The organism is Kibdelosporangium philippinense (assembly GCF_021390435.2).
In the GTDB taxonomy this organism is placed as follows: domain Bacteria; phylum Actinomycetota; class Actinomycetes; order Mycobacteriales; family Pseudonocardiaceae; genus Kibdelosporangium; species Kibdelosporangium philippinense.
In genome coordinates, this window is the sequence record NZ_JAJVCN010000001.1 from 431,714 (window position 1) to 458,245 (window position 26,532).

27 protein-coding genes are annotated in these 26,532 nt (G+C 63.9%); 7 read left to right on the forward strand and 20 right to left on the reverse strand.

The window, feature by feature from the left end; translation table 11 throughout:
* Positions 1–59 precede the first annotated feature (59 nt).
* Complete coding sequence (locus tag LWC34_RS02055) at positions 60–1,439, forward strand: transposase (RefSeq protein WP_308199950.1); 1,380 nt, start codon at positions 60–62, stop codon at positions 1,437–1,439.
* Complete coding sequence (locus LWC34_RS02060) at positions 1,436–3,301, forward strand: hypothetical protein (protein WP_233722691.1); 1,866 nt, start codon at positions 1,436–1,438, stop codon at positions 3,299–3,301. The genes LWC34_RS02055 and LWC34_RS02060 overlap by 4 nt, the downstream gene beginning before the upstream one ends.
* Here the strand turns inward: LWC34_RS02060 and LWC34_RS02065 are convergent.
* From LWC34_RS02065 to LWC34_RS02105, 9 genes are all read right to left on the reverse strand, one after another.
* Positions 3,191–4,288, reverse strand: a complete 1,098-nt coding sequence (locus LWC34_RS02065) for an integrase core domain-containing protein (RefSeq protein WP_233722692.1) — start codon at positions 4,286–4,288, stop codon at positions 3,191–3,193. The two genes, LWC34_RS02060 and LWC34_RS02065, sit on opposite strands and share 111 nt — an antisense overlap.
* Positions 4,273–4,830: an IS701 family transposase gene (locus tag LWC34_RS56570; protein ID WP_284051477.1), complete on the reverse strand. Its 558-nt coding sequence runs from the start codon at positions 4,828–4,830 to the stop codon at positions 4,273–4,275. Before LWC34_RS56570 ends, LWC34_RS02065 begins: the two co-directional genes overlap by 16 nt.
* 274 nt (positions 4,831–5,104) lie before the next feature.
* Positions 5,105–5,893, reverse strand: a complete 789-nt coding sequence (locus LWC34_RS02075; protein WP_233722693.1) for a hypothetical protein — start codon at positions 5,891–5,893, stop codon at positions 5,105–5,107.
* A 10-nt stretch (positions 5,894–5,903) separates the two neighbouring features.
* Positions 5,904–6,218: a type VII secretion target gene (locus LWC34_RS02080; RefSeq protein WP_233722694.1), complete on the reverse strand. Its 315-nt coding sequence runs from the start codon at positions 6,216–6,218 to the stop codon at positions 5,904–5,906.
* 13 nt (positions 6,219–6,231) lie between these two features.
* The gene (locus tag LWC34_RS02085; protein ID WP_233722695.1) at positions 6,232–6,960 is read right to left on the reverse strand and encodes a hypothetical protein; all 729 of its coding nucleotides are present in this window, start codon (positions 6,958–6,960) and stop codon (positions 6,232–6,234) included.
* A 3-nt stretch (positions 6,961–6,963) separates the two neighbouring features.
* Entirely contained in the window at positions 6,964–7,317 is a 354-nt protein-coding gene (locus tag LWC34_RS02090; protein WP_233722696.1) for a hypothetical protein, read from the reverse strand.
* A gap of 574 nt (positions 7,318–7,891) precedes the next feature.
* Complete coding sequence (locus LWC34_RS02095) at positions 7,892–8,734, reverse strand: helix-turn-helix domain-containing protein (RefSeq protein WP_233722697.1); 843 nt, start codon at positions 8,732–8,734, stop codon at positions 7,892–7,894.
* 13 nt (positions 8,735–8,747) lie between these two features.
* Positions 8,748–9,248 carry a DUF6879 family protein gene (locus tag LWC34_RS02100; RefSeq protein WP_233722698.1) on the reverse strand — a complete coding sequence of 167 codons (501 nt, stop codon included), beginning with the start codon at positions 9,246–9,248 and terminating at the stop codon, positions 8,748–8,750.
* Entirely contained in the window at positions 9,248–9,454 is a 207-nt protein-coding gene (locus LWC34_RS02105) for a hypothetical protein (RefSeq protein ID WP_233722699.1), read from the reverse strand. The genes LWC34_RS02100 and LWC34_RS02105 overlap by 1 nt, the downstream gene beginning before the upstream one ends.
* Before the next feature lie 508 nt (positions 9,455–9,962).
* Between LWC34_RS02105 and LWC34_RS02110 the strand changes: the two genes are divergently transcribed.
* Both LWC34_RS02110 and LWC34_RS02115 read left to right on the forward strand, forming a co-directional pair.
* Entirely contained in the window at positions 9,963–10,241 is a 279-nt protein-coding gene (locus tag LWC34_RS02110; protein WP_233722700.1) for a hypothetical protein, read from the forward strand.
* A 217-nt stretch (positions 10,242–10,458) separates the two neighbouring features.
* Positions 10,459–10,734, forward strand: coding sequence for a hypothetical protein (locus LWC34_RS02115; protein ID WP_233722701.1), 276 nt, complete (start codon positions 10,459–10,461; stop codon positions 10,732–10,734).
* A 7-nt stretch (positions 10,735–10,741) separates the two neighbouring features.
* Here LWC34_RS02115 and LWC34_RS02120 read toward each other — a convergent pair whose 3' ends face one another.
* From LWC34_RS02120 to LWC34_RS02145, 5 genes are all read right to left on the reverse strand, one after another.
* Complete coding sequence (locus LWC34_RS02120; RefSeq protein ID WP_233722702.1) at positions 10,742–11,506, reverse strand: ESX secretion-associated protein EspG; 765 nt, start codon at positions 11,504–11,506, stop codon at positions 10,742–10,744.
* A 45-nt stretch (positions 11,507–11,551) separates the two neighbouring features.
* The gene (locus LWC34_RS56575; protein ID WP_284051406.1) at positions 11,552–12,880 is read right to left on the reverse strand and encodes a hypothetical protein; all 1,329 of its coding nucleotides are present in this window, start codon (positions 12,878–12,880) and stop codon (positions 11,552–11,554) included.
* Between the two features lie 2 nt (positions 12,881–12,882).
* Positions 12,883–13,512 carry a DUF3558 domain-containing protein gene (locus LWC34_RS58660; protein WP_372496417.1) on the reverse strand — a complete coding sequence of 210 codons (630 nt, stop codon included), beginning with the start codon at positions 13,510–13,512 and terminating at the stop codon, positions 12,883–12,885.
* 4 nt (positions 13,513–13,516) lie between these two features.
* Complete coding sequence (locus tag LWC34_RS02140; RefSeq protein ID WP_233722706.1) at positions 13,517–13,969, reverse strand: hypothetical protein; 453 nt, start codon at positions 13,967–13,969, stop codon at positions 13,517–13,519.
* A 151-nt stretch (positions 13,970–14,120) separates the two neighbouring features.
* Positions 14,121–14,324, reverse strand: a complete 204-nt coding sequence (locus LWC34_RS02145; protein WP_233722707.1) for a hypothetical protein — start codon at positions 14,322–14,324, stop codon at positions 14,121–14,123.
* Between the two features lie 495 nt (positions 14,325–14,819).
* Between LWC34_RS02145 and LWC34_RS02150 the strand changes: the two genes are divergently transcribed.
* The gene (locus LWC34_RS02150) at positions 14,820–15,350 is read left to right on the forward strand and encodes a hypothetical protein (protein ID WP_233722708.1); all 531 of its coding nucleotides are present in this window, start codon (positions 14,820–14,822) and stop codon (positions 15,348–15,350) included.
* A gap of 9 nt (positions 15,351–15,359) precedes the next feature.
* Positions 15,360–16,193: a restriction endonuclease gene (locus LWC34_RS57870; protein WP_233722709.1), complete on the forward strand. Its 834-nt coding sequence runs from the start codon at positions 15,360–15,362 to the stop codon at positions 16,191–16,193.
* A 183-nt stretch (positions 16,194–16,376) separates the two neighbouring features.
* On the opposite strand, the gene LWC34_RS02160 is transcribed toward LWC34_RS57870, so the two are convergent.
* The 4 genes from LWC34_RS02160 to LWC34_RS02175 form a co-directional block, all read right to left on the reverse strand.
* Entirely contained in the window at positions 16,377–16,637 is a 261-nt protein-coding gene (locus tag LWC34_RS02160; RefSeq protein ID WP_233722710.1) for a hypothetical protein, read from the reverse strand.
* Between the two features lie 125 nt (positions 16,638–16,762).
* Complete coding sequence (locus LWC34_RS02165; protein ID WP_233722711.1) at positions 16,763–16,993, reverse strand: CHC2 zinc finger domain-containing protein; 231 nt, start codon at positions 16,991–16,993, stop codon at positions 16,763–16,765.
* Between the two features lie 57 nt (positions 16,994–17,050).
* Positions 17,051–17,377, reverse strand: a complete 327-nt coding sequence (locus tag LWC34_RS02170) for a hypothetical protein (RefSeq protein WP_233722712.1) — start codon at positions 17,375–17,377, stop codon at positions 17,051–17,053.
* 214 nt (positions 17,378–17,591) lie between these two features.
* Positions 17,592–18,917: a hypothetical protein gene (locus LWC34_RS02175; RefSeq protein ID WP_233722713.1), complete on the reverse strand. Its 1,326-nt coding sequence runs from the start codon at positions 18,915–18,917 to the stop codon at positions 17,592–17,594.
* Between the two features lie 920 nt (positions 18,918–19,837).
* Between LWC34_RS02175 and LWC34_RS02180 the strand changes: the two genes are divergently transcribed.
* Positions 19,838–21,295, forward strand: coding sequence for an IS1380 family transposase (locus LWC34_RS02180; RefSeq protein WP_233722402.1), 1,458 nt, complete (start codon positions 19,838–19,840; stop codon positions 21,293–21,295).
* A gap of 86 nt (positions 21,296–21,381) precedes the next feature.
* On the opposite strand, the gene LWC34_RS02185 is transcribed toward LWC34_RS02180, so the two are convergent.
* Both LWC34_RS02185 and pglX read right to left on the reverse strand, forming a co-directional pair.
* Positions 21,382–24,759 (reverse strand): DUF6079 family protein, encoded by a 3,378-nt coding sequence (locus LWC34_RS02185; protein ID WP_233722714.1) that lies wholly within the window; start codon positions 24,757–24,759, stop codon positions 21,382–21,384.
* Entirely contained in the window at positions 24,760–26,526 is a 1,767-nt protein-coding gene (pglX, locus tag LWC34_RS02190; RefSeq protein WP_308200077.1) for a BREX-2 system adenine-specific DNA-methyltransferase PglX, read from the reverse strand. It lies immediately after the preceding gene.
* Positions 26,527–26,532 lie beyond the last annotated feature (6 nt).

The window sequence follows — 26,532 nt, forward strand, 5'->3', positions numbered from 1 at the left end:
TGGTTGATCATTCGTCTTGCGACAGTACGAAGATCGATCCAAGGGCTGCGGTGATCAGTGTGCACGATCCCGATCGGGAAGCGGCGTTCGGGGAGTTGGTCAGATTCCGGCAGGAGTTCTACGAGTGTTTGACCGGCCGGGCGGATGCGTTGTTCGAGCTTGCCGACGCGGTGTTGTGCACCGACGGTCCGATCCGGTCGCTGGTGGGTTTGTCACTGGCGCCGGAGCACCGGCGTGGACACGGAGCGCTGTATGACGCGGTGAACTGCGGGCGGATAGATATCGCACGCTTACGGAACCTTGTTGCCGCACAACGGTTACCCAGAGCGGCGGACGACCGCATCGTGCTGGCGGTGGATGTGACGCCGTGGCTGCGGCCGGATGCCAACACCTCACCGGAGCGATCGTTCTGCCATACCTACGGCCGCGGCAAGGACCAGCACCACATGGTCCCCGGCTGGCCATACTCGATCGTGGCGGCCCTGGAGACCGGCCGCGCGTTCGCCACCCTGGCTGCAATGGGAGCTGTCGAGGATTCGGGAGACTTTCCGCCGTTCTGTACCGTAAAGCCGGGCGAACTGCTCGGCAGATCACGTCCCAATGAACTCGAACTGGCCCTCATTGAACAGGTGCTGTCATCCCCGACGCGAGCCAAGCTAGACATCACACAGCTCGACAACCAAGCGGCCGCCGCGATTCCTGATTATCGCGAACTTGCTGAAAACCCGGCTGTCACTTGGCAAACGTTGGCTGACTTGCACGACCGCGGACTGCTTGATGTCTCCGCAGCACCGAGTCGCCGACTCGTGACCGGTCTGCGTGTCATCCAGTCGACGTTGCCGAGAGGATTCCACAAGGAGGTGACTGGCAAGGTGGCTCGCGCGGCCGAAGAGATCCGGCTGCTGTGGGATTTCTTCCAGGACACGACCGTATGTGCCAACCGGAAGTTTGCCGATTACTTCGGCGTCGGCGAGCTACCCGATGAATGCTGTTCGAACGCTGGCAACCGATGCTCGGCGTGCTGGAACGATCCGACATGGCCACCCAGAGAGTCCAGGCCAACAGTCGCTGACGCGTTCGAGACATCACATCCGAAGTCAGCCGGTAGTCCCGTGGATTCCACTCTTCACCGGCGCAGGCTTGACGATCAGGTGCATCGAATGATTTGGGACGTGCGCGCCGGGTTGCACCCGACCGACCTCTACAATGCTCTTCGGGGCGAAGATTCCTACTACCTGGCGAAGAGCCGTCGCCGTGTTACGTTGCGACGGGCGCTGGTCAACAGCCGTTACTTCGGGGCGAATCCGGCTGTGCGAATCGAGGATGTGCATGACTCCGTGGCACGCCTGGCTGACAAGAACCTTGTTGTCCAAGTTGGAAAGGTCTGGCGCAACGTGATGTACGTCCAGCAGGAGCAAGGCGGGACGGGGCGCCAGTGACGGACGATGTGTGGCAGCCGTACGCGGATGAGCCGTTGCTGACCCCAGAGATGACTCTTGGGCCGCACGCGGTTCATCCCATGGATCTCAAGCGGCTTGGGAATTACCTGTCAGCTCTGCTCGAGGTGAGACGAGCGCCGATTCATGTCAACGTCGCGTTCAACGCCGTCTACTTCGGCTACGACCTGTCGAAAGGCGGATACGTCGGCGGCCCGCTCGACCTAGATGCGTTTCCTGTTGTCGCTTTTGGGAAAGCGGCCGATGCCCTACCTGTCGGTGCCATGGTCAACATCGCGACAGGCTCGGAGCCGTTGTTCGCGGAGGTGATCTACAAGGAAGGCAAGCACGACCTATTGAATGACGATGGAACGCTGCCTTCCTGGATATCCGGTGCCCCAGTAGGCGCGACCGGTCCTGGTGAGGCCAGCGACACGGGAACGCCAGCACGAACCGAACGGCTTGTCATCGACGTGGATGCCTTCGGACAAGGGCTGTCTACGACAACATCTCAGTTGGATCGGTTGCGGCGGCGCGGAAAGTGGCTGGACGCGTACGGGCATCTGGTGCTGACAGCAACCTACGCTTCGCCGAGCGATGCGAAACTCGACGACGTCACCTGCTATGCGCGGTACCTGCTCACCAGGGGCAGAAACCAGCTGTTGTCAGCGGCGGCGCCCGCTCCGTTGTCGATGCTCTTGATAGAGACCGCTGGCGAGGAACAGCTCGCGATCGCGCTTACAGGTATTCAACGCACCCTTGCCGCGGTACTGGCATCCGCCGAGGAACTCCGGACGTGGCGCGGATACACATTCACCCGGCGCTCCTTGGCCAGACGGCTACATGACCAGGGCCCTCTGGGGGGAGCCGACATGTCGTCCATCGCGGTTCAGTTGTCCCGCAGCGCTGTTCCGTCCTGCGTCAGCCGATGGAGGTCAAATCCAAGTCCCGCGTATACGGCTATCGGCCCTCGACTGCGCGAAGTCAACGGCGCCCGGGAATCCCTGGCAGGGCTCGGTTACGCCGAGGCGGTCTGTCATGCCAATGCGATCATCAGCGACTACGCGTGCCGCGAAACGAATGAGGAAACCGGGTTGCTATCAGGCAACGTGCATTTGCGCCTGGACGATCCCTGGGAAGGCGGGGGAGTGTGGCGCGCGGAACATCCCACTAGTGATTATCTGGCCGTTGATGTCACCGAGCCGCTTGGGTTGGGCTGGCTGGCGACCCTGCCTGAGCCCGACCTCATCGTCGATCGTCACCACGAGAACGACCCGGTTGACCTCTCGGTGACTGACAGCCAGATCTCTTGGACGCAGCCGCTACGGCTATCCCACATGCTCGACCGCCACACGCCGCTACCTGACAGAGTTGTCTCCCATATCCGTGCGGCTGGGCTCGACAGCGCGCGGATGCGCCTTCTGCTGACCCACGACGGGCGCGAACTTGATCCGTCTGAGACTGTCCAATGTGTTCAGACGCGGTTGGCGGGAAAGCCTCGGCTAGAGGGAATTGACTGGCCGATCGAGTTCTTCCCCGGAATCCTCCTGACATACACGTGGTCCTACGGCGCTGGTGTGCTGCGGGCGACGACGACATTGCTCGACTATCCAGTAACCGTTGACGGGAAACAGATCGAGCATCGGTATGCTCCAGGAATCCTGACCAGGGAGGCAGCCCCTGGATTGGACAGACGTGGGAAGGCTGCGACGTTGGCACAACGGTGCGCTTGCCGAAAATGTCGTCCGTGCAGGTCAAGCGGCGTGGTGGTACTCGTTGAGGATGCCGCCCAAACATGGGTGTCGGCGGATGTCGAGTTGACTGGTCTGAGCCTGCGTGGTGATCGGCATCGGCAGTGGTTGTAGTGGTCGGGCGTTGGCGATGCCTTGGTGTGGCCTGTGGTTGTTGTAGAACTGCTCATACTGACGGAGGGCGTGGAGCAGGTGTCGCTGGTTCCAGATCAAGGTGCGGTCGAGTAGCTCGTGGCGGCAGGTCTGGATCCAGCGTTCCACGATAGAGTTCATCCTCGGCATCTGAACACCGCTGAGGACGACCTGGATACCGGCGTCGGCGAGGATGACATCGAATAGGTGGGGGAATTTGCCGTCTCTGTCGCGGATCAGGAATCGTGCGCTGCAGCCGGCGTGCTCCAGATCCATGACAAGGTTCCGGGCGGCTTGGGTTACCCACTCCGCGGTTGGATGTGGTGTGGTGCCGAGGATGCGGATCCGGCGCTGCGCGTGTTCGATGACCGCCAGTACGTACATGCGGGCGCCGGTGAGGGTGACGGTTTCGAAGAAGTCACAGGCCAGCAGGGCGTCGGATTGGGAGCGGAGGAATTGGGCCCAGGTGCTGGATGCGCGTTGGGGTGCGGGGTCGATGCGTGCGTCAGTGAGGATCTGCCATACTGTGGATGCGGCGATCTTGATGCCGAGGACGAGGAGTTCGCCGTGGATGCGGCGGTAGCCCCAGCTCGGGTTCTCCTTGGCCAGACGCAGAACCAGCACTCGGATGGACAGGATAGTGCGCGGTCGGCCTGGGCGTTTAGGTCGGGATGCCCTGGCGTGGCGTCGGCGGAGTAGATCGCGATGCCAGCGCAGGATCGTATCCGGGCGTACCAGCAGGCGGAGCTGGTGCAAGGTCTGGCGTGGTAGTCGATGTAGGAGCGCCGCGAGTAATGCTCTGTCGGCCGGGCTGAATCGCACCTGCGTGTCGCCGAGTTGTCGTTGCAGCACGGCGATCTGGTGCCGCAACACCAAGATCTCAACGTCTCTGTCCCGGTTGCTCATCGGAAGCAGACGAAGCAGGGCGAAGGTATTGGTCAGACCGAGATAGGTCAGTCGCAGCAGCACGGCCGATCATCCTGCCGTGAGACGCCAGCCGTGAGTGGACGGCGTCGACCTTGCAGGCCTCTATTGAGTGGCAGCACGGTCGAGCACCTTGCTGTGGTGATCGCCAGCCCTGAAACTGGAGGGAGCCCCACGCCGTAGGAAAGGGCGTTGACCGGCACGGATGAGGTTTTCGACAAGCGCAAGGTCAGAAACACGCCGACCTGACAGTTGTCGATCTTGCCCGAGGTGCCGGTGTACTGGCGTTGCACACCCGCGGATTTGGTGCCCTTCTTGATGAATCCGGTCTCGTCGCCGACGAACACCCCACTCGGGTCATCCAGATGCGCCAGCACGTAGCCACGCACATCGTCGCGCACCGCCTCGGCGTCCCAGCGGTAGAAGTTCAGCAGGCGCTGCATGCCGTCCGGGCTGCTCTCCCCGGCGAGCTCCGCCAACGACCAGGAGTTCTTGCGCTCCACACCAGACAGCAGCCCTAGTAGGTACTTCTGAGCACGGGCACGCGAATCGGCCTGCGCGAACCGGCCAGCCACCAGCGCGAACATGTCGTCAAACCCGGCCCGCCAGCGGGCGAAACCCTCGTCTACTACAGTCTCCGACGCGGCCACCGCGTCTTCCTCGAGTCCAATCACACCTCGAAGTTGATCACGCGGTGGCCGCACCCATGATCACGACCCCGCACCAAGATCACACTGTGCTGCTGTCGTATTAGTCGCACTGCGGAGCTGAAACCGGCTTACGCCATCTCCGATGGTGCGATGGTATGAATGCGGCCTCTCGCACTTCGGGTACTGAGCGGCTGACGTGCTGTCACTTGAATTACTTGTTGAGTGACCAGTCTGCGTCGCCGTCTTTGACGCTGGCGTCGTTGTAGCTGCCGGTGGTCGCGTCCGGCCAGTGGCCGCCGGGGAAGGTGCTGTTGTCGATCGCCTCACCGTGCAGGCTGATCATCTGCTGTGCCTGGGTGCCCAGCGCCGCGGTCAATGCGCCGATCGCGCCCCAGATCAGTCCACTGTTGACTGCGGCTTCTTCGACGACGATCGCCGCGCCCGTCCATGAGAACACCGCCGAGCCGAACGCCGCTATCGCGACGACCATTGCGGCGATGAACTTGAGTAGGATTATCCCGATCGCTACGTAGAAGGTCAGCCCGACGCCCGCGCAGATTTGCAGTGCGGTCGACGTCTTGTCCGATACTGTGGCGATCTTGTTCGCGGCGTCGCCTTGCGGCTTGATGACTCCCTTGTAGGCAGTGGCCGCCGAGCCGGTCCAACTGTTGGCCGCCGGCATCGCTTCCGGTTTCAACTGACCGGTCACGCCGTTGGTGATGCCTCGAATGTCTTGCCAGTCAAACGCGTACTTGAAGAAGTAGACCGGTGCGGCGATGCCCCGCATCACTTCTTGGATCTTGTTCCAGATCCAGTTCGCTAGCTCGCAGATCTTCTCGGCACACCACATGATCGCGTCCTTGATGAAGCCCGGGATGTACCAGTGGTCAACCGCCGCGTTCGCGGCTTGCGGCACCTCGCCGATCTTCTTGGACAGGTCGCTCATGCCCTGATTGAGCTTGTTGATCGTCTCGTTGAACTGCGCCTCGCTGAAACCCATGGTCGTTCCCCTAGTAGATGTTCTTCAGCTTGTGCACGTTCGCGGCCTCTTCCTGCTCATAGGTGTCCGCGACCGACCGGAGTGTGTCGGCTACTTCGGTCATCTGCGTCTTTCCCTCGTTCGCCCGGGCGATGACCTGATCGATCACCTGGCTGTAGGTGTCGAAGATGACCTGGAAGAGACCGGCCTCGATGCGATTAAGGCGCAACTCTTCAGCTGCGGTCGCGATGTTGCCTGTCGTATCGGCTTCCTGGTCCCACACGCCGGCTTCTTGCCGGAGCGCTTCGATTGCGACCTTGACTTGGTCCGCGGTAGGGGGTGCCATAGCTGGATGCCTTTCAGTCGGCGAGCCGGCGAGGATCGTGGAGCAATGCCATGGCCTCGGCGAACAGGCGGTCTACGCCGCTCATTGGCTGCGGCTTCTGCGATTTCCGCGACAGGTCCTCTTTGGCCGCGGTCAGTGCCTGACTGAGTGCGTTCATCAACTGTGCCGCGGTTTGTCTGGCGGCCCAGTGTTCGTCCACAGTGCACGATGTCAGTCCGGATGAGGACAAGCTGATCGTGATCTTGCCGGTCCGGTCGGTGCCGCTTGCCCCATCGGACTTCGGTACTGCGGCCAACGCGTCCACGGTGTCGAATGCCTTGAACATGTCTTCGGCGATGTCGCCGATCGGGCGCGGGTTCACCTCTTCGACTGGCTTGCGGAACGCCGCTGGTATCCGTCCCTCGGTCGCCGTGGCCGGGCCTTTGACTTGGTCGACGCGGTCCCGCCAGCCATCCTCGGCGAGCGCGCGGGTCCATGTCTCCATTCGGTCGTTGATCGCGACTTGGAACGCCTCCATCACCGCGCCACCGAATGCGGCGGGGGTGATCTTTCGATCCCAGTCGTTGTCGACCCGGAAAGATGCGGGCAGCCCGTCGGGGCCAAGCGTGATTCGCACGGCACCTGACTTGTCCGCACCTGCGGACTGCCGGGGCGCATGGCTCTGGGCGGCGGTCATCAGGCTGTGCAGGGTTGCCGTGTATTTCTGCATCTGAGCGAACTGCACCGCCAACTCATCGGTCACGATCTACCTCTTCCTGCGTCCATCAGCGCTGGCACGGGTGATTCCCAGAGCAATGGGAATGATCAACGCCCAGCCGGAAACCAGCAGAATTCCTATCCCGGGGTCCTGAAACAACGCCGCCAGCGCCACGACCCCAAGCCCTGCGAACCCCATGACCGTGGCCGCGACAGCCACCTGTAGTGCCGCCCGGCTCAGCCGCCTCGCGACGGCTAGCGCCAGCATCGCTCCCGCGAGCAGCACCATCGCGGCGGTGACAACGGCGAAGGAACCACTGCGGCCCAACGCTTCCCGGCCCAGTGGCTGGGCGCTACCGCCAGACCAGATCACCAGCGTGGTGCCCAGCAGGACTTCCGACATCAGTCCCAAGGTCAACGCGGTAGTGCGTTGGCCACGAGACTTCCGATCTGGTGCGGTCAACATCGACTCCGCTCATTACTCGCCACGACAATCACCTGTTCGACGCACCGAGCGTGATTGCCGTTCCCGCAGGTTCGGCAAGTCGCGTACGCGCTGTGCTGCGCTTGTAAGGCAACGTGATCCCGAATTTGGAGAACGACTGGCCGGGTGATCAGGGACAGGGGTCTCTCCGGCATTTCTACCTTGGTTTTCTTGCTATATGGGAGGATTTCGCTGCTGTGAGCACGGCGCACGCGGACTATCGAACGCGCGCTGGGCGCCGTTCAACGCGTGGGTTCTGCCCAACTTGCGCACATCGTGATGCGCCTCGTCGGCCCCGGCTATGACCTCGTCAGCCACCGACCGCAAGTCCTCCGGTCTGACGCGCACGTGGTCTGCTGGTCCTGACATGTCCACCCCTCTTGCCTGTTACTCCCCGTGAGGCACCGCTCACGATAGGGCTGCACGCATTGCGCCGGGGTGAAACGGCGATGGCTCACTCGTTCGGGCTAGACAAACTCGACGAGCATCGCGTTCATGGCTGGTCGCCAGACTTGAGGGTTCGAAGGAGTAGAGCGCGGGCCTGGTCACCCTCGACCGCGGCCGTCCACAGCCGGTCAGTGAGCTTGTTGTAGAGGGCGATCTCGTCCGGGTCCGTAATGCGGTGCTCGCCGCTCACGCTCTCGAAATGCACTTCGTCGTCCATGATCCAGAAGCCATGGGGAAGCAGGTGCGGGATCGGCCGCCGCATCGGCAGGATGCCGATGCGGACATGAGCCAAACCAATGCTGGAGACCAGCCGGTCGACCTGGCCAGCCAACTCTTCGAATGTGCAGACCGGGTGGCTCAGCGCCGCCTCGGCGAGCAGGATCTCGATGTGCTTGGACCGGTCATAAAGCACCTGCTGACGTGCCATCCGCGCCGCCACTGCGTCCTCAATGTCGTCGTCTGGCACGCCAAGAAGATCCGCCTGCGTTCGAAAGATCGCCCGCGCGTAATCGGGCGTCTGGAGAAGACCTGGCACAGCCATGATGTCTACGGCCCGGATCGTTGTCGCCGACTGAGCGTCGCGGACACCCTGTTGTTGCCGTTCGAGATGGCCTTCGCGGATTTGTCGTCGCCACGTCAGTTGCGCCACCTGAAGGTCGCGCAACTCCGTACGCATCTGCTCAAGCAGCGATTCCGGTGTGTTGGTCGCGCCAAGCCATGCCACGACGTCAGAGTCGCTCGCCGTCTGACGGCCACGCTCGATCTTGCTGACCTTCGACTGCTGCCAGCCCAGGACATTGGCCAGGTCTGTTCCGTTGAGGCCAGCGCTTTCCCGGATCTCGCGCAGCTTGTTTCCGAACGCCAGACGCCGATGCTCGAAGGTGGTCACGGTCTCCTCGTCGTCAGGTCAGCGACGCGAAGGGCACGGCTTCACGTGTCGCCACATCCTGCCAGTCGGCGTACGGGCGTACGCTCGTCGCGTCGGTAATGAGTTCCGCGCCGCTTACGCCGTGATCATCGAACGTCATCAGCACGACCGTATTGTCATCGAACATCCAGAAGTCCTTGTCAGGCGCGCCGAGTTCGGCCGCACGAGCGTGGTGCAGGAACCGGATGTCCTCACCTGCGTCGAGTGCAGGCGGGGTGATCGACAACTCGAATCGTAGGTAGTCGGTGAGCGGGTCGGTGAGCATGCGCACCCGGCCGATCTTCCGACCCGTCGAAACCCATGCTCGTACCCTCTTCGGCCACGCGAACCACGCGTGGTCATCCGCCTCGCCAGCAAGGAATCGCCGGAGCGGCTCCTGTTCCTGCGGCTCGTGATATGTCCCTTGGCATTCCCACCGCCAGGCTGAAGACCAGTCACTGGCGAACAGGCCCTGAAACTCCTGTCGCGACAACATCAGGAAGCTCCCGGGAAGTGGCGCAGCAACTCGGCTGGAATCTCAACCACGGTCTCGTACTCGGGCATGCCGCGACGCCGAAGTTCGGCGAGTGCTTCCGGATCGCTGACCTTCCACCCTTGGACGAGGAACGTGCCGCGGTCGGTGGCGAACGCGCTTGGGCAGCCGGTGTCACCGGACTCGGTGCCGAGATGGGTCAGTTTCATCGTGGTGCTACCTCCTGGATCGGGCGTTGTGTTAGGCGTCGAGACCATCTCATCTCAGGCTAAGCATGGCACGCGCTTGTAGCGCCCATCCGGGTGACATTCAGACATGGTGCTCCATTTATGCTTGCTCTATGCTCAATGTAGGCGCAGGCTATCACTGTGTAGCCCTGTTTCTCCAGGAAGGTGCCGTGACGATGATCTGCCGAGCCCTTCCACGTGACCGTGTACCGATCCTGCGAAGGGATGTGACATGTCGTGTCTGAGCGAGCGCGAGGAGCTCGACGGTTGGCTGGTCTGTTGAGCCGCGCCAGTGGTGTGCACGTAGAAGTCCGTTATGAGCGCGACCTTCGCGCGTATCGAGTGGTCTGGACCGCCGGGCCGGAAGAGCCGGACATGTACACGCAGGCCGCTGCCCACATCGAGAGCTCCCCGTACTTGAGCTGTCCGAACTTCGGTGGTCGCGTCGACTTGCCGTCCATCACTGCGATCAGCGGACGGGACGGGCGTCGTGACGTTCCCGGAGATCGAGGCTGCCCTGCTGGCGTTGGCCGACTCGCGTAACCGGGTCGACACCGACGCAGCTACGCCCGAACAAGTCGACCTTGCCGCAGCGATCCTGCAGTTGGCCAAGCACGCTCCGGCCACCGGGATGCGGATTCATGCCCGCCAGATGACCAACCAGGATTGGCAGCAGGTAGCCACTCGGTACCTGGCGGTCGCCGAGCAGGCGGCGCGGCAAACCCGGACAGTCGAGTCGTCACCCGACATCAGAGACCACGGGGTTTGATGTCATGCTCGGCACGGGTGTGTTTCGGTGTTTGGTGCACGTTGTCGACGACGCGGTCTGTATTCAGTTCGATGGGATTCCGCTGTGGTTTGCTCGGTGTGGCGCCGCATGCGTGCCCCTCGATGGCGAACTCAACCCACACCGAGACCGGTGCATCGCCTGTGCGTCCTACCAGAATCCCGTTGGCACTCCTAGAAAGACCGAAAGTACGCAGCTTATGACCGAGGACTTGCCGCCGGACGTCCCGGTGTTCTGGGGACGCGGCATCATTGAACCCGACCGCGTGCACGTGCGGGAAACTCGTGGCGGGCAACCGGTCGCCGACATCGCGGAGGACGGCGCGATGACCGGGTTTGCGATCTGCGGGTGTCTGCTCATCGCTGATGTCGCCGAAGCAGAACTCTCGTCCGGCTCGTTCCGCCGATGCTCACGGTGCCTGTCATTGTTGTCCGAACGGGAACCTGGCATCGACTATCCACTATGGACCCCGTGACCAGTGGCTACCGGCCGAGTGAACTGTGCGCCTGGTGAAGCCTGGCGACGAGATCACCAGCATTTGCAGGTGCTACAAGCATCTCAGCCTCGCGGCCAACCGTAGTTGCCGCTGTGACGTACCGGCCGACGGCCGTGTCCACGTAGCAGATCGGATCGTTGATGACGTAGTGGCGCCCTACACCGTCGCGAATGGCAACGTACAACTCACCCGCACCGGTCCGTCCCATCCCAGCTATGTGGTGGAAGCGGCGCACTTCCAACGGCACCGGACGCACCGCCACGCCACCATGCGCCCGTTGCCCAGGAGCGAACGCGAGAAGGTCCGACTGCCGGACGGTGAAGGGCTGACCCTGCCCGGCTGGGATGTCCGGCAACTGTGCCACCAACATTCGCGCCAGGTTCTCCAAACGAGTCGAGCGCACCGTCACCCAGCCATCCAGGCAGACCGCCACGACGGCCTGACGGCCAATCGCGCCAGCCAGCACTCCAGCTGTACTGTCGCCGGAAGTAACCCATCCGAAGTACTCGATGGTGGGGCGGCACAACACCGCTAACCCCGCAGCCACATCGACATCCAGCCGCCCGCGCCGATCTAGCCATCCCAGGCGGGAGCATTCCTCGCGTAGCTGGCTGTCCACGGCCGTGTTCTCAGTCTGCGGACGCCATCCGGCGACTGGTGCCAGTACCTTGGACAACTCGCCGAGACCCTCGGTACGCACCAGCCACATAAGCATGTCCAGCGCGATCCGCTTTGGCCGTGGCCACAGCACCCGATCAACCCTTCTCGTGTACGGAATGTGGCCCCAGAATTCGATTTATGGCTGTCCACCGATCACAGGTGGCGCAGTGACTTCGTCCGTGCCGAATACGCTGTCGGGATCAGGCTCCTGCAGGAACGACGCGCGCTGATGCTCCTCATCCTCGCCGCCACTTCCTTTGCCCGCTCCGGCACCCACCGGCATCCCACCGGGACCGCCGCCGCGCCCGGCCACGCCGCCACCTCGTGTGGCGGCATTCTGTCCGGCCACTGGCTCCGCGACTGGACTAGCACCGGGCCGCCCACCAGCGCCACCAGGACCCTGGCCCGCGCCGGAACCTGGGCCACCACTCACACCTGGACCGCGGCCGCCCGCGCCACCGCTCCCGCCAGCTTCGCCACCGGCCCCACCCAGCGGGAAACTCACCCCAGGCAGGCCACCACCGAACCCGGTTGCTTGACCACCCTGAGGTAGACCACCGCCTCCAGGGATGCCCGGACCGATCGGCAGGCCACCACCGAACCCGGTTGCTTGACCACCCTGAGGTAGACCACCGCCTCCAGGGATGCCCGGACCGATCGGCAGGCCACCACCTTGCGTTGGCGGTGGCACGTACCCGCCTGGATTCGTGCCATGTTGGGGCGGAGTGACGCCTTGACCACCGCCGCCACCTGCATCATTGCCGCCACCGAGACCACCAGGTCCCCCTGGGGCGGACGAACCGCCGCCACCCGAGCCAGACTGAACGCTTCCACCTCCACGTCCAGGAAGACGGGGCGGGACAACCGGGCCGGAACCTGGACCAGGTCCCTGGCCACCGCCCCCGCTTCCGCCGCCTTCCCCAGGACCGGGTGGCGGCGTAGGGCTGGCAACGCGGATCTCTGCCTGGTCGCTCACGATCTGCCCATAGGACTGCGGCATGCTCATGTTGTAGACCGACGCGTTCTCGTAGCCGCGCATCACATCCACGTTGTGCTGAGCCGCTGCCTTGTGCGCGTCGAGCTGCTGGCTGTAGGTCACCAGCGCGCCTGGGACCATGAACGCAGCCAACGGATCGACTTTCTCCGGAGCGGGCGGGACCGGAATCACGGCGTTCTTCGCGTCACCGAACGAGCCTGCTTGCCGCGTGGCGAGATCCTGCGCGGTGTGCATCGCGGGCGCCGCCAAGCCATGCTCGACCGCCAACGGCCCAGCGCCGCGCTGCGCAGCCCCGGCAGCGTCGCCTTTCCACACAGCATCCATTCGGGCAACGATCTTCTTAATCCGGTCGCCACGCTCGTGGTAAGCCTTGACCACCTCGTTCATCGTGGCCGCCCCGTCGGCCAAACCCTGAGCGCCGGTCGCGCTGGTGAAGTTGTCGTAGATCGCCTGCCCACCCATGAACATGGTCAGCCTCCCGATCTGATCGTCTGAATCACCATGGAAGCAACCTGCTTCGCCCGATCACACGACGTCAAACCAGCACGACCTTCATCCCATGAGACCCGGAATGTCAGTGTGTCGGAAATGCCTACAGTGATGTTGCATGATCCCTTAGCGCGAAAATCGCTCGGATCGTTGAAGACGGCCGGATATCCTTCGACATTGGTCGGCTCGAAATATCCCTTGAACCTATCGCGACCACGGTAGGTGTCTGACAAACCATTCTTGTTGCCTGACAGAAAACCGAACCCGATTCCAGTTCCCGTGTCGACATTGCTCCATGTACATCCGGGGCCTGATGACCTTGCCAGAGGGCTATCGGTGTCCGGCTTCCCAGAAGCAGGGACATTAAGTGGTTGCAGTTGGGTGACTGTGAGCACGGCGCATGGTTTAGTGAGGAATGGAGTTCCATCCAGCGGGCTGGTCACCCTTGGCGCGCCGTAGTCGTTAGTCGAACTGGGTGTTGTCTCCGACGACGTCTGACCTGTCGCATCCGCAGTCGCGCTGGGGGTACCAGGCTGGGTGTTCGTGCAGCCTGAAGCCACTGCCGTCACTACGCCGACGCCAACCATCGTCTTGAAGAGAACGTTCCGCATCCGCTCAGCCCTGATTCTTCATTTTCGCGGTGTTCACGTCCTCGGTGTGTGAGTACGCCTTGCGTGCAGCCTCCAACTTGTCAATCTCAGCGTTGGCCGCATGCCACATCCGTTGGTTGTGGTCGAGGGCGAGTTGCCACGAGTTGATCGTTGCCTGTGCTTGTAGCTGGCTCATGATGTCCCGCGCCGGTGGCTCGACCAACCCGATCGCTTGCCGGATCTTGTTACCGTCACTGAAGATTCCGTCAAGTTCGAACTTCAGGTCGGCGATGATGCCGTCCAGCTCGGCGAGGCTTGTGAACTCATAGTGACCGCCAGCGCCGCCACCGCCTGATTGGTGTTGGTATTCGCCGCCGAACGTACCCACGATGATCTGGCCGACTTGTGCCACCGCGATCTCTGCGTCCACCTGTTCGGCAGCCGAGCCTGGCTGCTCTCGTTCAAACCCCTCCGCCATAGCGTCTACTCCCCTCGACGGCTACTGTCGCGCAGCGTACCAACCGTTACCGGGCCACTACGACCAGTTCGTCAGACGCGCGAGGCGTCGGAGCCGTTCCTTCAGTGGATGCCATCACTCGAACGGGCTACTGCTTCGCCAGCGCTGCGCCTCAGCCGTCGCTGCCTTGCTTGCTCTGAGTGTGTTGACGTTCTGTCCACAGCTTGCGGACCGCAGGTTGGAAGATGGCCATGAGTAGGTCGCGCTGCCGGGGAGTGAATGGTGGTGCCCCAGCTGCCACCGCTCTGGCTGCTTCCAGCTCGGCATCCGTTAGGACGGTGCGCGGGTCGGTAACCGGCAAGATCTCGGATTCCATGTCCGGCATCGTTTCTTGCGCTTTCGGCGGCGCACTACCCCTGCCAACCGATCGAGTGACCCCTGTTGCCGTGGGACGACGCATACCCGAACTGAACCCACATGGGCCGCAACCAGTCGTCCTGATCTTCGCCGGTTGGATGGGGCTGAAGAACCTCGAATCCTTCGAGATCATCTTCAAGCGCACGCTATATGGGGCACAACAGCGAGTCGCGCGTTGCTCCGATTGGGCACAGTCGTCGTGGATCGTCTCGCTGTCTTTCTCCGCTGGCCTACGTTCCAGAGGGACGCTTGTGCAGGGGATGGGAGTGGCGTGGCGTAGCGATCGGGGCGGTCGTCTGGAGGCGATTGGAAGCGACAGCAGCAGCGGACTGCGGCGTGGGAGGCTGCGGAGCGCAAGCGTGCGGCAAAGGAGAGGGAACGGCAGGCGCAGCAAAATTATTTCGCCGAGCAACAGGAGCGGGCGGCGAGCCTAACGCGCGAAGCGGCCGAGCGGGTGGCTGAGCTGACCGGGATTCTTCATGCTGCGCTGGACGTCAAGGTCGTGTCGTTGGATCTGACTGCAGGCAAGGTCACACCGGATGAGCCGGTGCTCGATCTTGGTACGAATGCGATTCCGTTGCGTGCTCCCGTGTGGGCGGACTTCGAGCCGCGGGAACCAGGCGCGATCGGTCGGATGTTCGGGCGGCACAAGCGGATAGATGAACTGACGGCACTTCGCCGCGAGGAATTCGAGGCGGCTGTCCTGCAGCACCAGGAGGTCGAGCACGCACGCCGGCAGTGGGTGGCCAATGCTCAGGCTCGCCATGCCGAGCAGGTTGCTGCGGCCGAGCGTGACGCGGCGGAGCACAACGCGGCGATCGACCTGCGGCGGGAGCGGGTCTTAGCCGGTGACAGGCTTGCGACCAGCGGTTACTTCCAGCAGGTGCTCGACTCGGTCCGGCTCCCGGACGGCTTTTCGACTGCTCGCCAGGCTGGTTATGTCCCTGAGTCGACGATGCTGGTGGTCGAATGGGATTTTTTCTAGTTCGAGGTTGTGCCCAAGGACAAGGAGTTCCAGTACGTCAAGACCCGTGACGTGGTCGAGCTGGCTCGCGCCCGGCCCATCACCGAGCTGCGCCAGGTCTATCAGGAGCTCACCTCCCAGGTCGCGCTTATGGTGTTGCACACGGTGTTCCGGTCGGATCCCGCTGATCTCGTGCACACTGTCGTGGTGAATGGTGTGGTCGACACCATCAATCCTGCTACCGGTCAGCCGGAACGCACCCACAAGATCACGCTGCGTGCGACCCGGGAACACTTCGAGCGGGTGAACCTACGCCAGGTTAAGCCGATCGCCTGTGTGCGGGAACACTTCGCCGCGCTGATCAGTGGGCACCCTGACGAACTCCAAGCCGTCACACCCATCATCGACTTCGGCATGGCCGACCCGCGCATCGTGGACTCGATCGACGTGATTAGCGATCTGGACCGGCGGCCCAACCTGATCGACTTGACTGCCGAGGAGTTCGAGCACTTCGTGCAGAACCTGTTCACGCGTATGCGTTTCGAGACGCACAAGCTCAAGGCCAGTGGTGATGGCGGTGTTGATGTGATCGCCTACGACCACGATCCGGTCCGCGGCGCAAAGTACGTGATTCAGGCAAAGAAGTACACCCACAAGGTGCAACCCAGCGCGGTACGCGAACTGCACGGCATTGTCCAGCATGAGGGCGCCAACAAGGGAATCCTGGTCACCACCCACGGCTTCACCTCGGGGTGCCATGAATGGGCCAACGGCAAGCCGCTCCAGCTGTACGACGGCACACACCTGCTGGCCCTGTGCCGCCAATTCGGCATCGAAGCGCGAATCGTTCTGCCACCCAAGTAGAAGGACGGGGTAGCCAGGCAGTTGGCGCCTCGCCTTTCACACCCCGTCCGCACCGCTCACGGCTGGTATGGAGGGTTCAGTGTTCCCAGCGGCTCAGCGCGTCGCGGACGTCTTCGTTATGTCCCTTGATCGCTTTGCCCAGTTCCTCCAGGCCGCGCGTAACCGGCAAGGGTTGCTCCGTGGTCAGCCATACTGCCCGCGTGGTCGGGCCAAAGCCTCGTCGTGAGCGTCGATCTGGGCGGCGAATTGCTGCTGACGGCGAGCCAGCAGTTCCTGATGGTCGCCGATCGCGCGCAGCTGGTGATACACCGCGAGCGACGCTTGTACCTGTGCCCGAGCCAGCAGTTGCGACGCGTTCTCGGTTTCTCGGTCGGCTGTTCTGGCCAGCTTCTCGGCGGTCTTGGCCTTGCCGTCGGCGGTTTCCCGATGTTCCCACCATGTCATTTCGTCCGGATCAGGTGGAGCGGGATGTGGGATCGGCCACGGCGCCAGGCTAGGGCACGCCGCCGACGTCGTGCCGTTGGGAATCCGATCTGGTTGGCCTCGGTGTTGCCGCCACGGCAGAAGACCTATGTCACGGGGTCGCGGTTCTCGATTTTGGCGATGAACGCGCGGATGTCGCCGCCCTCGCCGCAGCCGAAACAGTAGAAGGTGTCGAAGGCGGGCCGTACACGAAACGCGGTGGAGCCGCAGAACGGGCACACACCGCGCAGATCATGGCCGCTCAGGGGACGTAGCGCGGTGTGGCGGCTGATGACGTTAGTGATGGTGTCGGGGTCTGGTGACTGCGGATTGGGCACCGCCGCGCGCTAACGCCCGGCACCGACGGTCGCCGTGGTGTGGCGGTTTCGGCGCGTTCAGGTTAGTGCGGATTCGGGGATGTGCAGTAGCAGGCGCTCATTGCCACCGATGTCGACAGGCTCGTCCACAATGGTGTCCGCGTAGCTGGGGCGTCCTTGTTTGAGTTCACGCCAGGGTTGATCGAGCAACCGGCCGAGCGACCACTCGCGCTCCTCATCGTTGTCGAGCACCAGAACCCGGTCGGGCCGGTTGTTCTCGCCGGCGAGTGTGCGCCACCGGACACCGTTGTCCGGTCCGCAGCGAGCCACGTCCTTCCAGAACCGTCTCCACGCCGTCGGTCGCGTGGCCAGCTTCCGGCCGAACAGGCTGGCCCAGACCGGCACCCTGCCGACCATGTGAGAGCCGTTCAGGGCGAACAGCCGCGCCCTCCTCCTGCTCGGCATATTCCAGGCGGACGGTAGCGCCGCAGCTAGAGATCGCGCGGACATCACGTAGAGCCAGTCAAAAAACATGCCGGCCCGACACGTCGTCGCCACCATTCCGGAGGTGCCGTAGCTGCGCCTGTAGGAGCAGTCGGGGCTGTTCCCGACAACGACGTCAGTGGCCGGTCCAGTGTGGGGTCGGGAACACGTAGTAGACCGGCAACGGCGGCCCGAACGGTGGGGTGAGGTACCGGGTCAGCGGGTGGGTGTCGATCTCCAGCACGTGATCGGCGCCGTCCGCCTCGGTCGTTTTCAGCTCCAGTGCAAGCGTCTTGCCCGGTCCGGACGCGGCCAGCCGAGGCAGTTCAGCCAGGACATCCTCACCAGATGCGGGCCACCACAACGCTGCGTTGGGAAACCGGTTCGACAGATAGATGCTTGTCCAGTGCTCCAGCGTCTTCTCCGGGATGGAACGCATACGACCCCCAGTCACGGTTCGAACGACCGGCCGGTGCTGGTCGACATCGGTCACGCCCCGGCCGACCCCGCCGCAGCCGCAGGCGGTGCCACAGCTGAAGCCGCGCCACCGGCACCAGCACCTGTGACTCGGCCGAATACTGACCAGCCAGTCACGCCGCACCCACAACGGCGGCCAGCACCGCAACCGGAGCCAGCGCCGGTGTCGGTGGCGGTCACCGACGTGCAGCGTCGCCAATGGCAGGAGCTGCGGCAGCGGTCCATCGCAGCACGCCGTGCGGGTGACCAGGACGCCTCCCGGGCCGTTGCGGCGGAGCGGCAGGCGCTGGCCCGGCAGCTCGGCCCGGAGCGGGTCGAGGTGCTGCGGCAAGAGACGCGGGCGGCGTTGCGGCGACAGGTCCGGGGACACCAACCAGCGTCTAGAGCGGCAGCGGCTGGTGGCGCAGTGGCAGGCCCGGTCCACGCCAGGTTCGCCGACAGCGACCTCGCCCGTGCCATCTGCCACGCGCAACAGCGGCAGGCCGACCACCAGGCCGCGGCCGACCGCGCCCGCCAGCAGTTGGCCCAGCGGGAACCGGCGGTGACTGCCGGGCGCGGTCCGCGTGTGGCGTGGCTGTACGCCGAGCTGCACCGGCTGCGTGTCAACGCCGAGTTGCAGGGCACGATCGAGGCGCTCGAACGCCGCTGGCAGGACAGCATGACCCAGATCGGCGAGGCGGCCGAGCAGGCGGCGGACAAGCAGTCCGAGGCCGAGCGGACCCGGTGGTGGCAGCCCGGCCGCCGCGAGCGGTTGCAGGCCGAGGCCACCGCCCACCAAGCCCGTGTCGAACGAGCCCAGACCGAGGCAGCCGACCTGGCCCGGCACGCCGCCGACCTTCAGCAGCAGCTCGGCGGCCCTCAGGTGTGGCGGCAGGCCCGTCTGCAGGCCGAACGCGCGGAGGCCAGCTACGCGCGGGACCGCGAGCGCGCCCACGAAGACGACCAGCACGATCTCACGCTGCTGCGTGACCGGGCGGCCAGTCACGAAACCGCCGCGTTCGACGCGGGCACCCGAGGGGACGAGTTGCTGGCCGAGCAGACCTGCGGACCAGCATGCCTGACGGCCAATGCAGCCTCGAACACCAGCTCCGTGCCCCGCCGCCCAACAGCAGCTCGAACAGGCCGCCCTCGAACGGGCTGTCCCTGCAGAAGTCGACTACCTCCAGCGCTCCATCCGCCCCGATATCGACCGGGGCGGCCCCAGTCTCGGCCTCTGATCAAGCAGCGAAGGCGATATGGGATTGGTCTCCATCGCTCTCGCGGTGGTTCACCCGCTCGGTATTAGGTGCCCTCAGCCAGGTTGAGAAACCGTCTAGGTTCCCCCATCAACGTAGAGGCTCCACGGATGTCCATGAGGCGTTCCGCCACGGTGCGTTGCGCGAGATCATCGGGCAGGGCCGCCGAGAACTTGAGGCCGGCTACTGCCCCTCGGTCGACACGCGGTGGGATCAGTTCACACCGGCAGAGCCTCGATGAGATTTCACTAAAGTCGAGGTCTGGAAGCAGCCGCACGAACTGGTCGTTGCTTCGCTGCCGGGGATCTGCGATGCCCGGAAGAGACGTTTGCATGGTGCGGTTAGCTGCCGTACCGGCCCACGTCCACCAGCGAAAGGTGCCAGCAGTGTCTCTCGTGATCAGAGTTGCGTCTGTGGACGCGTACGGCCGAAGGCGCTCTCGTATGTCAGCGAGCGTGGCCTTGGCGCGCTTGGTCAGAGTCACGTCGCGTGGCATGGTGCCCAGCAAGATCGACCGGACGCCTCTGGTGATGTCGAACGAAAGCCCGCCGCCGCGGCTGCTCCACTTAGCCCTGAGTATTCATGGCGATCTTGATTCGGGCGCCGTGTCGGAACAGGGAAAAGTGCTCCTGAGCTGGGAAGATGAGGTTGCTAATGCCTGTTCTTACCCATGAAGCTCTGGAGCACTTTCGACGTGGATGTTACTGGGTGGTCGCGGGATCTGGCGGTAGAAGTCGGTGGGCGTGGCGTGGTCAGTCATGCCGGGACCGCGGCGGTGCGGTTGCTGGCCGACCGCACCGGGTTGACGGAAGGCTTGTCGCGGGCGATGGCGCGGCGTGGGTTCATGCCGGTGCATGACCGTGGCCGGGTGTTCGCCGACACCGCGGTGTTGATCGCTGACGGCGGGCGGGTCCTGTCGGATCTGGCTGTCCTGCGCGATCAGGCCGAACTGTTCGGGCCGGTCGCCTCAGATCCGACGTTGTGGCGCACGTTGGACGCGGTCGGTCAGGTGCAGCGCAACAAGATCGCCCGTGTGCGTGCCCGGATCCGCGAGCATGTGTGGTCGTTGATCGAGCGACGGCACGGCCGGATTCCGCCGTCGCGGGTGGCCGACCGTGATCTGGGCACGACCGTGGTGGTCCGGTTGGATGGTTCGCTGGTGATCGCGCACTCGGACAAACAACTCGCCGCGGGAACCTACAAGGGCAGCTTCGGTCATCATCCGCTGCTGGCCATGTGTGACAACACCGGCGAATCGCTGGCCCTGTTGCTGCGCACAGGAAGCGCCGGATCCAACACGACAGCTGATCACCTCGAGGTCCTCGACGCCGCGATCGCCCAGATCCCGGCGAAACATCGAAGGAACCTTCTAGTCACCGTGGACGGCGCGGGCGCCTCCCACGGTCTCATCAAGTACATCACCGCGCTGAACGCCAAGCCAGGCAGGCAGGCGCACTACAGCGTCGGCTGGGAACTCGGTGCGCGGGAACGAGCCGCGATCGGCCGTGTCCCCGCGAAGGCATGGCAGGCAGTGCTCGATCACCACGGCGATCCTCGGCCGCTGGACAAAGCCGGCGTGGTGGAACTGACCGCGCTACTACGTCACCACCCCGACGGGGACCAACTGGAGAACTGGCCGGCCGATCTGCGGATCATCTGTCGTCGTGAGAAACCCCACCCCGGCGCACAGTTGTCCCTGTTCGAAGAAGCCGACGGCTGGCGCTACCAACTGGTGGCCACCAACACCCCGGGCAGCGGTTCGGGCGCCACCGTCCAGTTCCTGGAAGCCCGTCACCGCCCGCACGCCCGAGTCGAGGACCACGTCCGCTGCGGCAAGCAAACCGGCCTCGGTCACCTGCCCTCCACCAAGATCGAGATCAACCGGGCCTGGTGTCTGGCCGCCACCATCGCCATCGACCTGCTCGCCTGGCTGCGCCTGCTCTGCCTTGAGGGCACCCTCGCCAAAGCCGAACCCAAAACCCTGCGCTACCGGCTACTGCACACCGCCGCCCGCATCGTCCGCGGCCAACGCAAACGCAAGATCAAAATCCCGGAAACCTGGCCCTGGGCCGACCCTCTCGCCGCCTGCCTCCGGGCAGCGCTGGCCCTGCCACCACCAACTCGATGACCCCTGTCCCTGCCCCTCGACCTGAAAGGCCCGCCCCCCAACCCGGCGCCCAGCCAACACCGGCGGCCGGGCTCGAACCCTGACCATCACCACACAGCAACCAACTCAAGATCAACATCCGAACCGGCACAGGCGGACACGTCACCCACGTGAATGATCAAGGCTAGTGTCTGATCGGTCGCGGAGAACCGCGCCGCGGCGACGGCGGAGATGAGATCGACGGGATTCGTCGCATGCAGGACCGTCGTGATAAACCGTGCTGCTTCCTCGGCCACAGTGAGGCGGCCAGGGGCCTGCTGGGGCAGCTTCAGTCGGGTGTAGACGTTCCGAAGCTCGTTGACCAGGGGCGTCACCGATGACGCGGCGACTTTCGCTTGCTCGCGCACCTTCTCGGCAAAGGCGGCGACGTTCGCGCCGGTGAGGTAATTGTTCGCGGCCACACCTAGCAGGTGACCGGCCCGGTCAAGGGCCTTGTTCCAGGCGTCCGGTGTGGGCAGCGGTTCCGGACGCAGCTCGAAGTGATCCTTGAGCTTGCCGATCGCGGGAGTGGGGACCGCGGATCCGGATTCGTACCATGCTCGCTTGCTGTGCAGAGCCCATGCACTGATCACCAGGTCGCATACCTCGGGGCGCAAGCCCCAGTCCTCCTTCACCGCGCGGCGCAACACGGCGACCATGACCGGAGCATGCGGATCGCCCGCTTCGCGGACCACGGCACGGTCGAACTCGCGCGCCCAGTAGGCAAAGGTGTCGTCCCCGAAGAGGAAATGTGTTTCCGTCGGTCTGCCCACCCGTAGCGGGGTGCAGATCCGGCGCAAGGTCTGCCGGTGCTCCGGGCTTACCGGCACCCGCCCATCCGGGTGAGTGGTGGCCTGCTCGACGTAGTCACGCACAACCGTGAGCTGCCGTACGGTCACCTCGGTGTCCCCAGGCTCGAAGTCCGGGTGGGCGGGGTAGCTGGACCGGAACACCTGGTCGATCAGGTTGTCGAAGGCCTGTCCGAGGTTCGCGCCCACGGGTTCGGCCAGGCTGAAATCCCGGGACAGAGTCATCAACACGTCGTGAGGGGAGCTGGTGTCGAGCCCCCCTGGTTCGGGCGCAGCCGCGCCATAGGCCTGTTGCATGACGCGGGTAATGCGCTCTTTGAGCCCCGCGTACTGGCTTTCTAGGATGCCGCGGGCCTGTGCCCGATCGGTCTCGGACAGATGATCGGCGTTGTTCTGCCAGCGCTCGCCGGGTCCGCTGAACAACCAGTGCAGCTTCACCAAGCGAATGAGTTCACGCTGAACCTCCGCGGTGAAGAAATGCGGCAACCACACAACGGTGTGGTAATGCTGCCCGCTGGCCAGCATTCGCTCTACGCGCTGGATGTCCTCGGCGACCGAGTGGTTCTCCTCGTCGAACGGGTAGTCGATGACGAACCGCCAGGTGCCAGGCCGGTGCTTGAAGTGATTGTCAGACAGAAACGTCGTGTCACGGACGTTGCCGAACACCACGTCGATCTCGCGGCGCGAGCCCTTCCAAATGACGGTGCGGGTGACCGCACCGCTGAGATCAGTAGCGCCCATACCGACGCCCAGCGCTTCGTGCACCAGTTCCTTGATGAGCTGACGGCGCCGGCCCGGGTTGTCCTCCCCGCGGATACGGTCGACCACCGACTCATAGTCCACATTGGACAATTGGACGCGGATGACCGGGTCGATGGCGTCAGCGGACGTCTGGATCTCCGGAACATCTCGCTTCCAGGTGTTGATGGCGGCCATCACCATCCGCGCCTCGTTGCCCGGCAGTGGTGACTTGATCGACCCGTGGTTGAGTGACGCCAGCCGCGAGGCGGTCAGCTCTTTCAGCGCCGGCACATTCGGCGCCACCGCCGACAGCAGCAGCGTCTTGGCCAGCCGCTCATGCCCCCGAAAGCCCTGCGGCACGGAGGCAGGGTTGCTCGCCAACTGCTCCTCGGTGACACGATGCTCCCGCAACAGCACCGGCTTGATTTTGTCCTGGTACAGCACCGTGGCGGCGCGGAAGAGATTGGCAGCGTGTGTGTCGAGCGCCTGCTTGCCGTTGACCACGTAGTCGAAGCAGTCACCGACCGGGATTGCGTCGTCGACCGTCAGCGAGTCGCGGCGGTCGACGAGCATCTGCAGCATGACCTTCAGCGCTGTGCGCTCTCGCTGCATCACGCTCGCCAGTGCCCGCAGCGTAGACACCAGTGCCGGTGAGAAGGGGTAGGTCTTGCGGAACTCCGCTTCGGAGGCGCCACGGTGGTCGTCGCTGGTGTTGACACCGTCGAGCAGCACATCCCACACCTGCGGACGCCGATCGAGGCCGTTGAACGCGTCAGCCAACGCAAGTTTGGCCCGGTCGTCGACGGGCTCCAGCAGTCGCTTGTGCGCGACCTCCGCGAGGTTGTCGTCGCCGAGTTCGATGGTGGCGAAACGACCCTCCTGGTGGCGGAACGCCCGGTCAAGGGCTTCCTGTTCCGCGCCTGATGCCCCGGCGTCGGCGAACCACTTGCGCAGGTCCATCTGCCGGGAGATGAACGAGATGATCGGGATCGGCCGTGCGGTGGCCGCAGACTCGACTAGTTTGGTGATCTTCTGGGTCTCGCGGCGGAAGAACTCCGCGTCACGAACACCGAAAGCCAGCCACAGCACCAGCTCGTCGAGAAAGAGCACGACGCCGTCGTAGCCGAGTTCCTTGGCGTGCCGGGAGATCGCCAGCAATCCGGTGTCAATGTCCACATAGGCGGCAAACCTGGTGTATGAGGTGAAGTACTTCTCGGTCAGCGCGGTGACGAGCTGTTGGCGCTCCGGGCTGTCCGGGCTGGCGGCGCGAGCGGCGGCGTAGGTCTCTGCGTTCCAGGTGCCTGCGCCGAGCAGGCCGGACCAGGCGTCCAACGCGCCACCGTCGTCGCCGTTCAAACCACGGAAGAACTCCTCGTCGCCGACCTGGGCACGCCGGTTCTCCGCGTCGACCAGCAGCTGGTCGCTCGTGTGCACAGCGGGAAGCGGTGCATTCGGGTAGTGCTCGCGGATGTGGTCGACATAGCCACGGAAAATGGCTTCCTCAAGGGTGTTGGCACCGAGCAAGTGGTAGGACAGCCGCGTCAGCTTGCGGTCGCTGAGAGCATTGTCGTGTCGGGCGATCACGGGTTGCAGCTCGTCGATCGCCCGCGCGGCAGGTTCGTGGCCAAGCAAAGCGTGCAGCACGGCCATGAAGTGACTCTTACCGGACCCGAACGAGCCGGACAGGAACGCACCGCGACTCTTGTTGTTGCGCAACGCGTCGACGACCAGGCTCAGCGCGGCATCGAAGTTGTCCGCCAGCGAAGGGGTGACGACGTAGTCGGCGAGGGTCTGCGGGATGTGCTCAGCGTCAGTACTCTCGGTGAGCCGGAGCACGTAGTCCTCGGTGCCCGCGCGCTCCGGAATCCGGAAAATGTCGCGGAACAACGTGCTCATCTAGGCTCCCCCTCCGTTCTTCGTGGTGCTACGCCGACTGCGGCCGGTAGCTGCCGGCCGCCAGGCAGCGAGGTCGTCGAGCGTCTTGCCGGCCCGCTGGGCCCGGCCAGCCAGCTCCTCGTCGATGATCGCGGCGAGGCTCACGCCGTAGGTCGGATCGACCTCACCATGCCACTGCCGCACCCACGGCTGCAGCTCGGCAAGACCAGCGATGAGCGGCACTATACGCTCATCGGTCCAGCCTTCCGTCTCGCGCTCATTCATGATGGCGGCCAGAGCCAGGGCCTGCTGCGCGTGGTCCCAGCCAGCCCAGCCGAGCAACGGCGTCGGGTCGGTCTCCCGGTTGGCGTCTGGGTACAGGATGAACCGCTCCTTGGGCACGTCCAGCTTGCCACGGTGCTCCCAGTATGCGGGCTTGGCAAAGTCAGCAGGCTTGTACTTCGGTGGCACCGGAATCGGCGGGTCTGGCAACTTGGTCTTCGGGTCAAGCGGCAGCTCGCCAGCGTCCTCCTTGCGTTGCAGCTCCCAGGTGTGCACCCAGGCCTTGCGCTTCTCCAACCCAGATGGCTTGTACCGGTGGGCGGCGAGGAACGGTACGGCTTGATCAGCCAGCAGGTCCTGAAGTGCGGTAACAGTCGGAACGTCCGGACGCCTAGCCCACAGCTCCAGGACGATCCGAAAGTCCTCATTCCGGGCGAGAACATCGGCGAGCTGGCTGACGCTGCGCGGCTGGGGCCGGCCTTCCCGGTCGAACCACAGCGCCCGGTCTTCGACCCGGTCGAGCAGCCAGTCCTTGAGCGCGGCCTGCACTCGCTTCTCCCACGGCTGGATCGCCCACCGGCGCTTGTACTCCGGCTGTTCTAGGAGGCGAATCTTGTTGTTGCTCGCGATGACGCTGAGGCGGCGCTGTACCAGCTCGCGGTAATCAGTTGGCCAGTGCTCAGGAATCTCACTGGTTGGTGTGGAGTCGTGACGCTCGAACCAGGCCGTCTCCTTACCGCTTTCCGTGGCCCGCGCCAGCACGATTTCGAAAGCCCGCTCGCCGAGCTTGATGCAGGGCAGCACGCCGGAGTAGGTGAGATCCTCGTCGATCAGTCCGTAGAGCCGGTAGATCTCCCAATCCAGTTCTTCCTGATGCGCGATCATCATCGATCGGGTGCACTCGTGCTCAGCCTGGGCAGCATCGAGGGCCTCGTGGGTCGGTACCTCGTTCTGGGCAACAGTCTGAGGGAGGTAGTCGACAAGCCGTTTTGCGAGGGAATCGAGTGCCCGAGAACGATGAGATGGAAGCCTCATCGGCAAAGGGAAATTTTTAAGAGTTGTGCCCGTAAATTCGTAAGTTCGCGCCCAGCGTGCATCAGCCGCGCCTCCTTTCTCCTGACTCTTCTCTTTAAGCCAGAAACACGCAGCTGAAGAATTTAGCAGCCCTAGAAGCGCGAGGTGATCTTCCTCGGAGGCGTCAATACGCAACTTTATGAGTGGCGCCGCGTGATTGAATAGCCTCACCTCCCGATCGAGGATGAAATGGTTGTGCGTGGCAACGAATGCGTAAGCTATTGACATAGGAGAGGTGTCAACATCGCGCGGCAACTGGTGCCACCCATACCAAGGACGCCCTTCAGAGAAGTATGTCCCACCGCTAAAGGTCGCCCGGTTTCCAAGCTCGGTGCGGATCGCCCAGAGTCGTTTCTTAATCGTCGGGTGCAACTCCAAGCTTTCAAGCTTGCGGTCTGTCGAGTACGGAAAGAAGACACGAAGCGATGCAATGAGGTG

Excerpts from the sequence above, each read along its gene's own strand:
- LWC34_RS56570 (WP_284051477.1), bottom strand. The coding sequence starts at position 4,830 with ATGTTCGCGCTGGTGGCTGGCCGGTTCGCGCAGGCCGATTCGCGTGCC.
- LWC34_RS02075 (WP_233722693.1), bottom strand. The coding sequence starts at position 5,893 with ATGGGTTTCAGCGAGGCGCAGTTCAACGAGACGATCAACAAGCTCAAT.
- LWC34_RS02080 (WP_233722694.1), bottom strand. The coding sequence starts at position 6,218 with ATGGCACCCCCTACCGCGGACCAAGTCAAGGTCGCAATCGAAGCGCTC.
- LWC34_RS02090 (WP_233722696.1), bottom strand. The coding sequence starts at position 7,317 with ATGTCGGAAGTCCTGCTGGGCACCACGCTGGTGATCTGGTCTGGCGGT.
- LWC34_RS02100 (WP_233722698.1), bottom strand. The coding sequence starts at position 9,248 with ATGTTGTCGCGACAGGAGTTTCAGGGCCTGTTCGCCAGTGACTGGTCT.
- LWC34_RS02105 (WP_233722699.1), bottom strand. The coding sequence starts at position 9,454 with ATGAAACTGACCCATCTCGGCACCGAGTCCGGTGACACCGGCTGCCCA.
- LWC34_RS02115 (WP_233722701.1), top strand. The coding sequence starts at position 10,459 with ATGACCGAGGACTTGCCGCCGGACGTCCCGGTGTTCTGGGGACGCGGC.
- LWC34_RS56575 (WP_284051406.1), bottom strand. The coding sequence starts at position 12,880 with ATGTTCATGGGTGGGCAGGCGATCTACGACAACTTCACCAGCGCGACC.
- LWC34_RS58660 (WP_372496417.1), bottom strand. The coding sequence starts at position 13,512 with ATGCGGAACGTTCTCTTCAAGACGATGGTTGGCGTCGGCGTAGTGACG.
- LWC34_RS02140 (WP_233722706.1), bottom strand. The coding sequence starts at position 13,969 with ATGGCGGAGGGGTTTGAACGAGAGCAGCCAGGCTCGGCTGCCGAACAG.
- LWC34_RS02145 (WP_233722707.1), bottom strand. The coding sequence starts at position 14,324 with ATGGAATCCGAGATCTTGCCGGTTACCGACCCGCGCACCGTCCTAACG.
- LWC34_RS02160 (WP_233722710.1), bottom strand. The coding sequence starts at position 16,637 with ATGACATGGTGGGAACATCGGGAAACCGCCGACGGCAAGGCCAAGACC.
- LWC34_RS02180 (WP_233722402.1), top strand. The coding sequence starts at position 19,838 with ATGAAGCTCTGGAGCACTTTCGACGTGGATGTTACTGGGTGGTCGCGG.
- LWC34_RS02185 (WP_233722714.1), bottom strand. The coding sequence starts at position 24,759 with ATGAGCACGTTGTTCCGCGACATTTTCCGGATTCCGGAGCGCGCGGGC.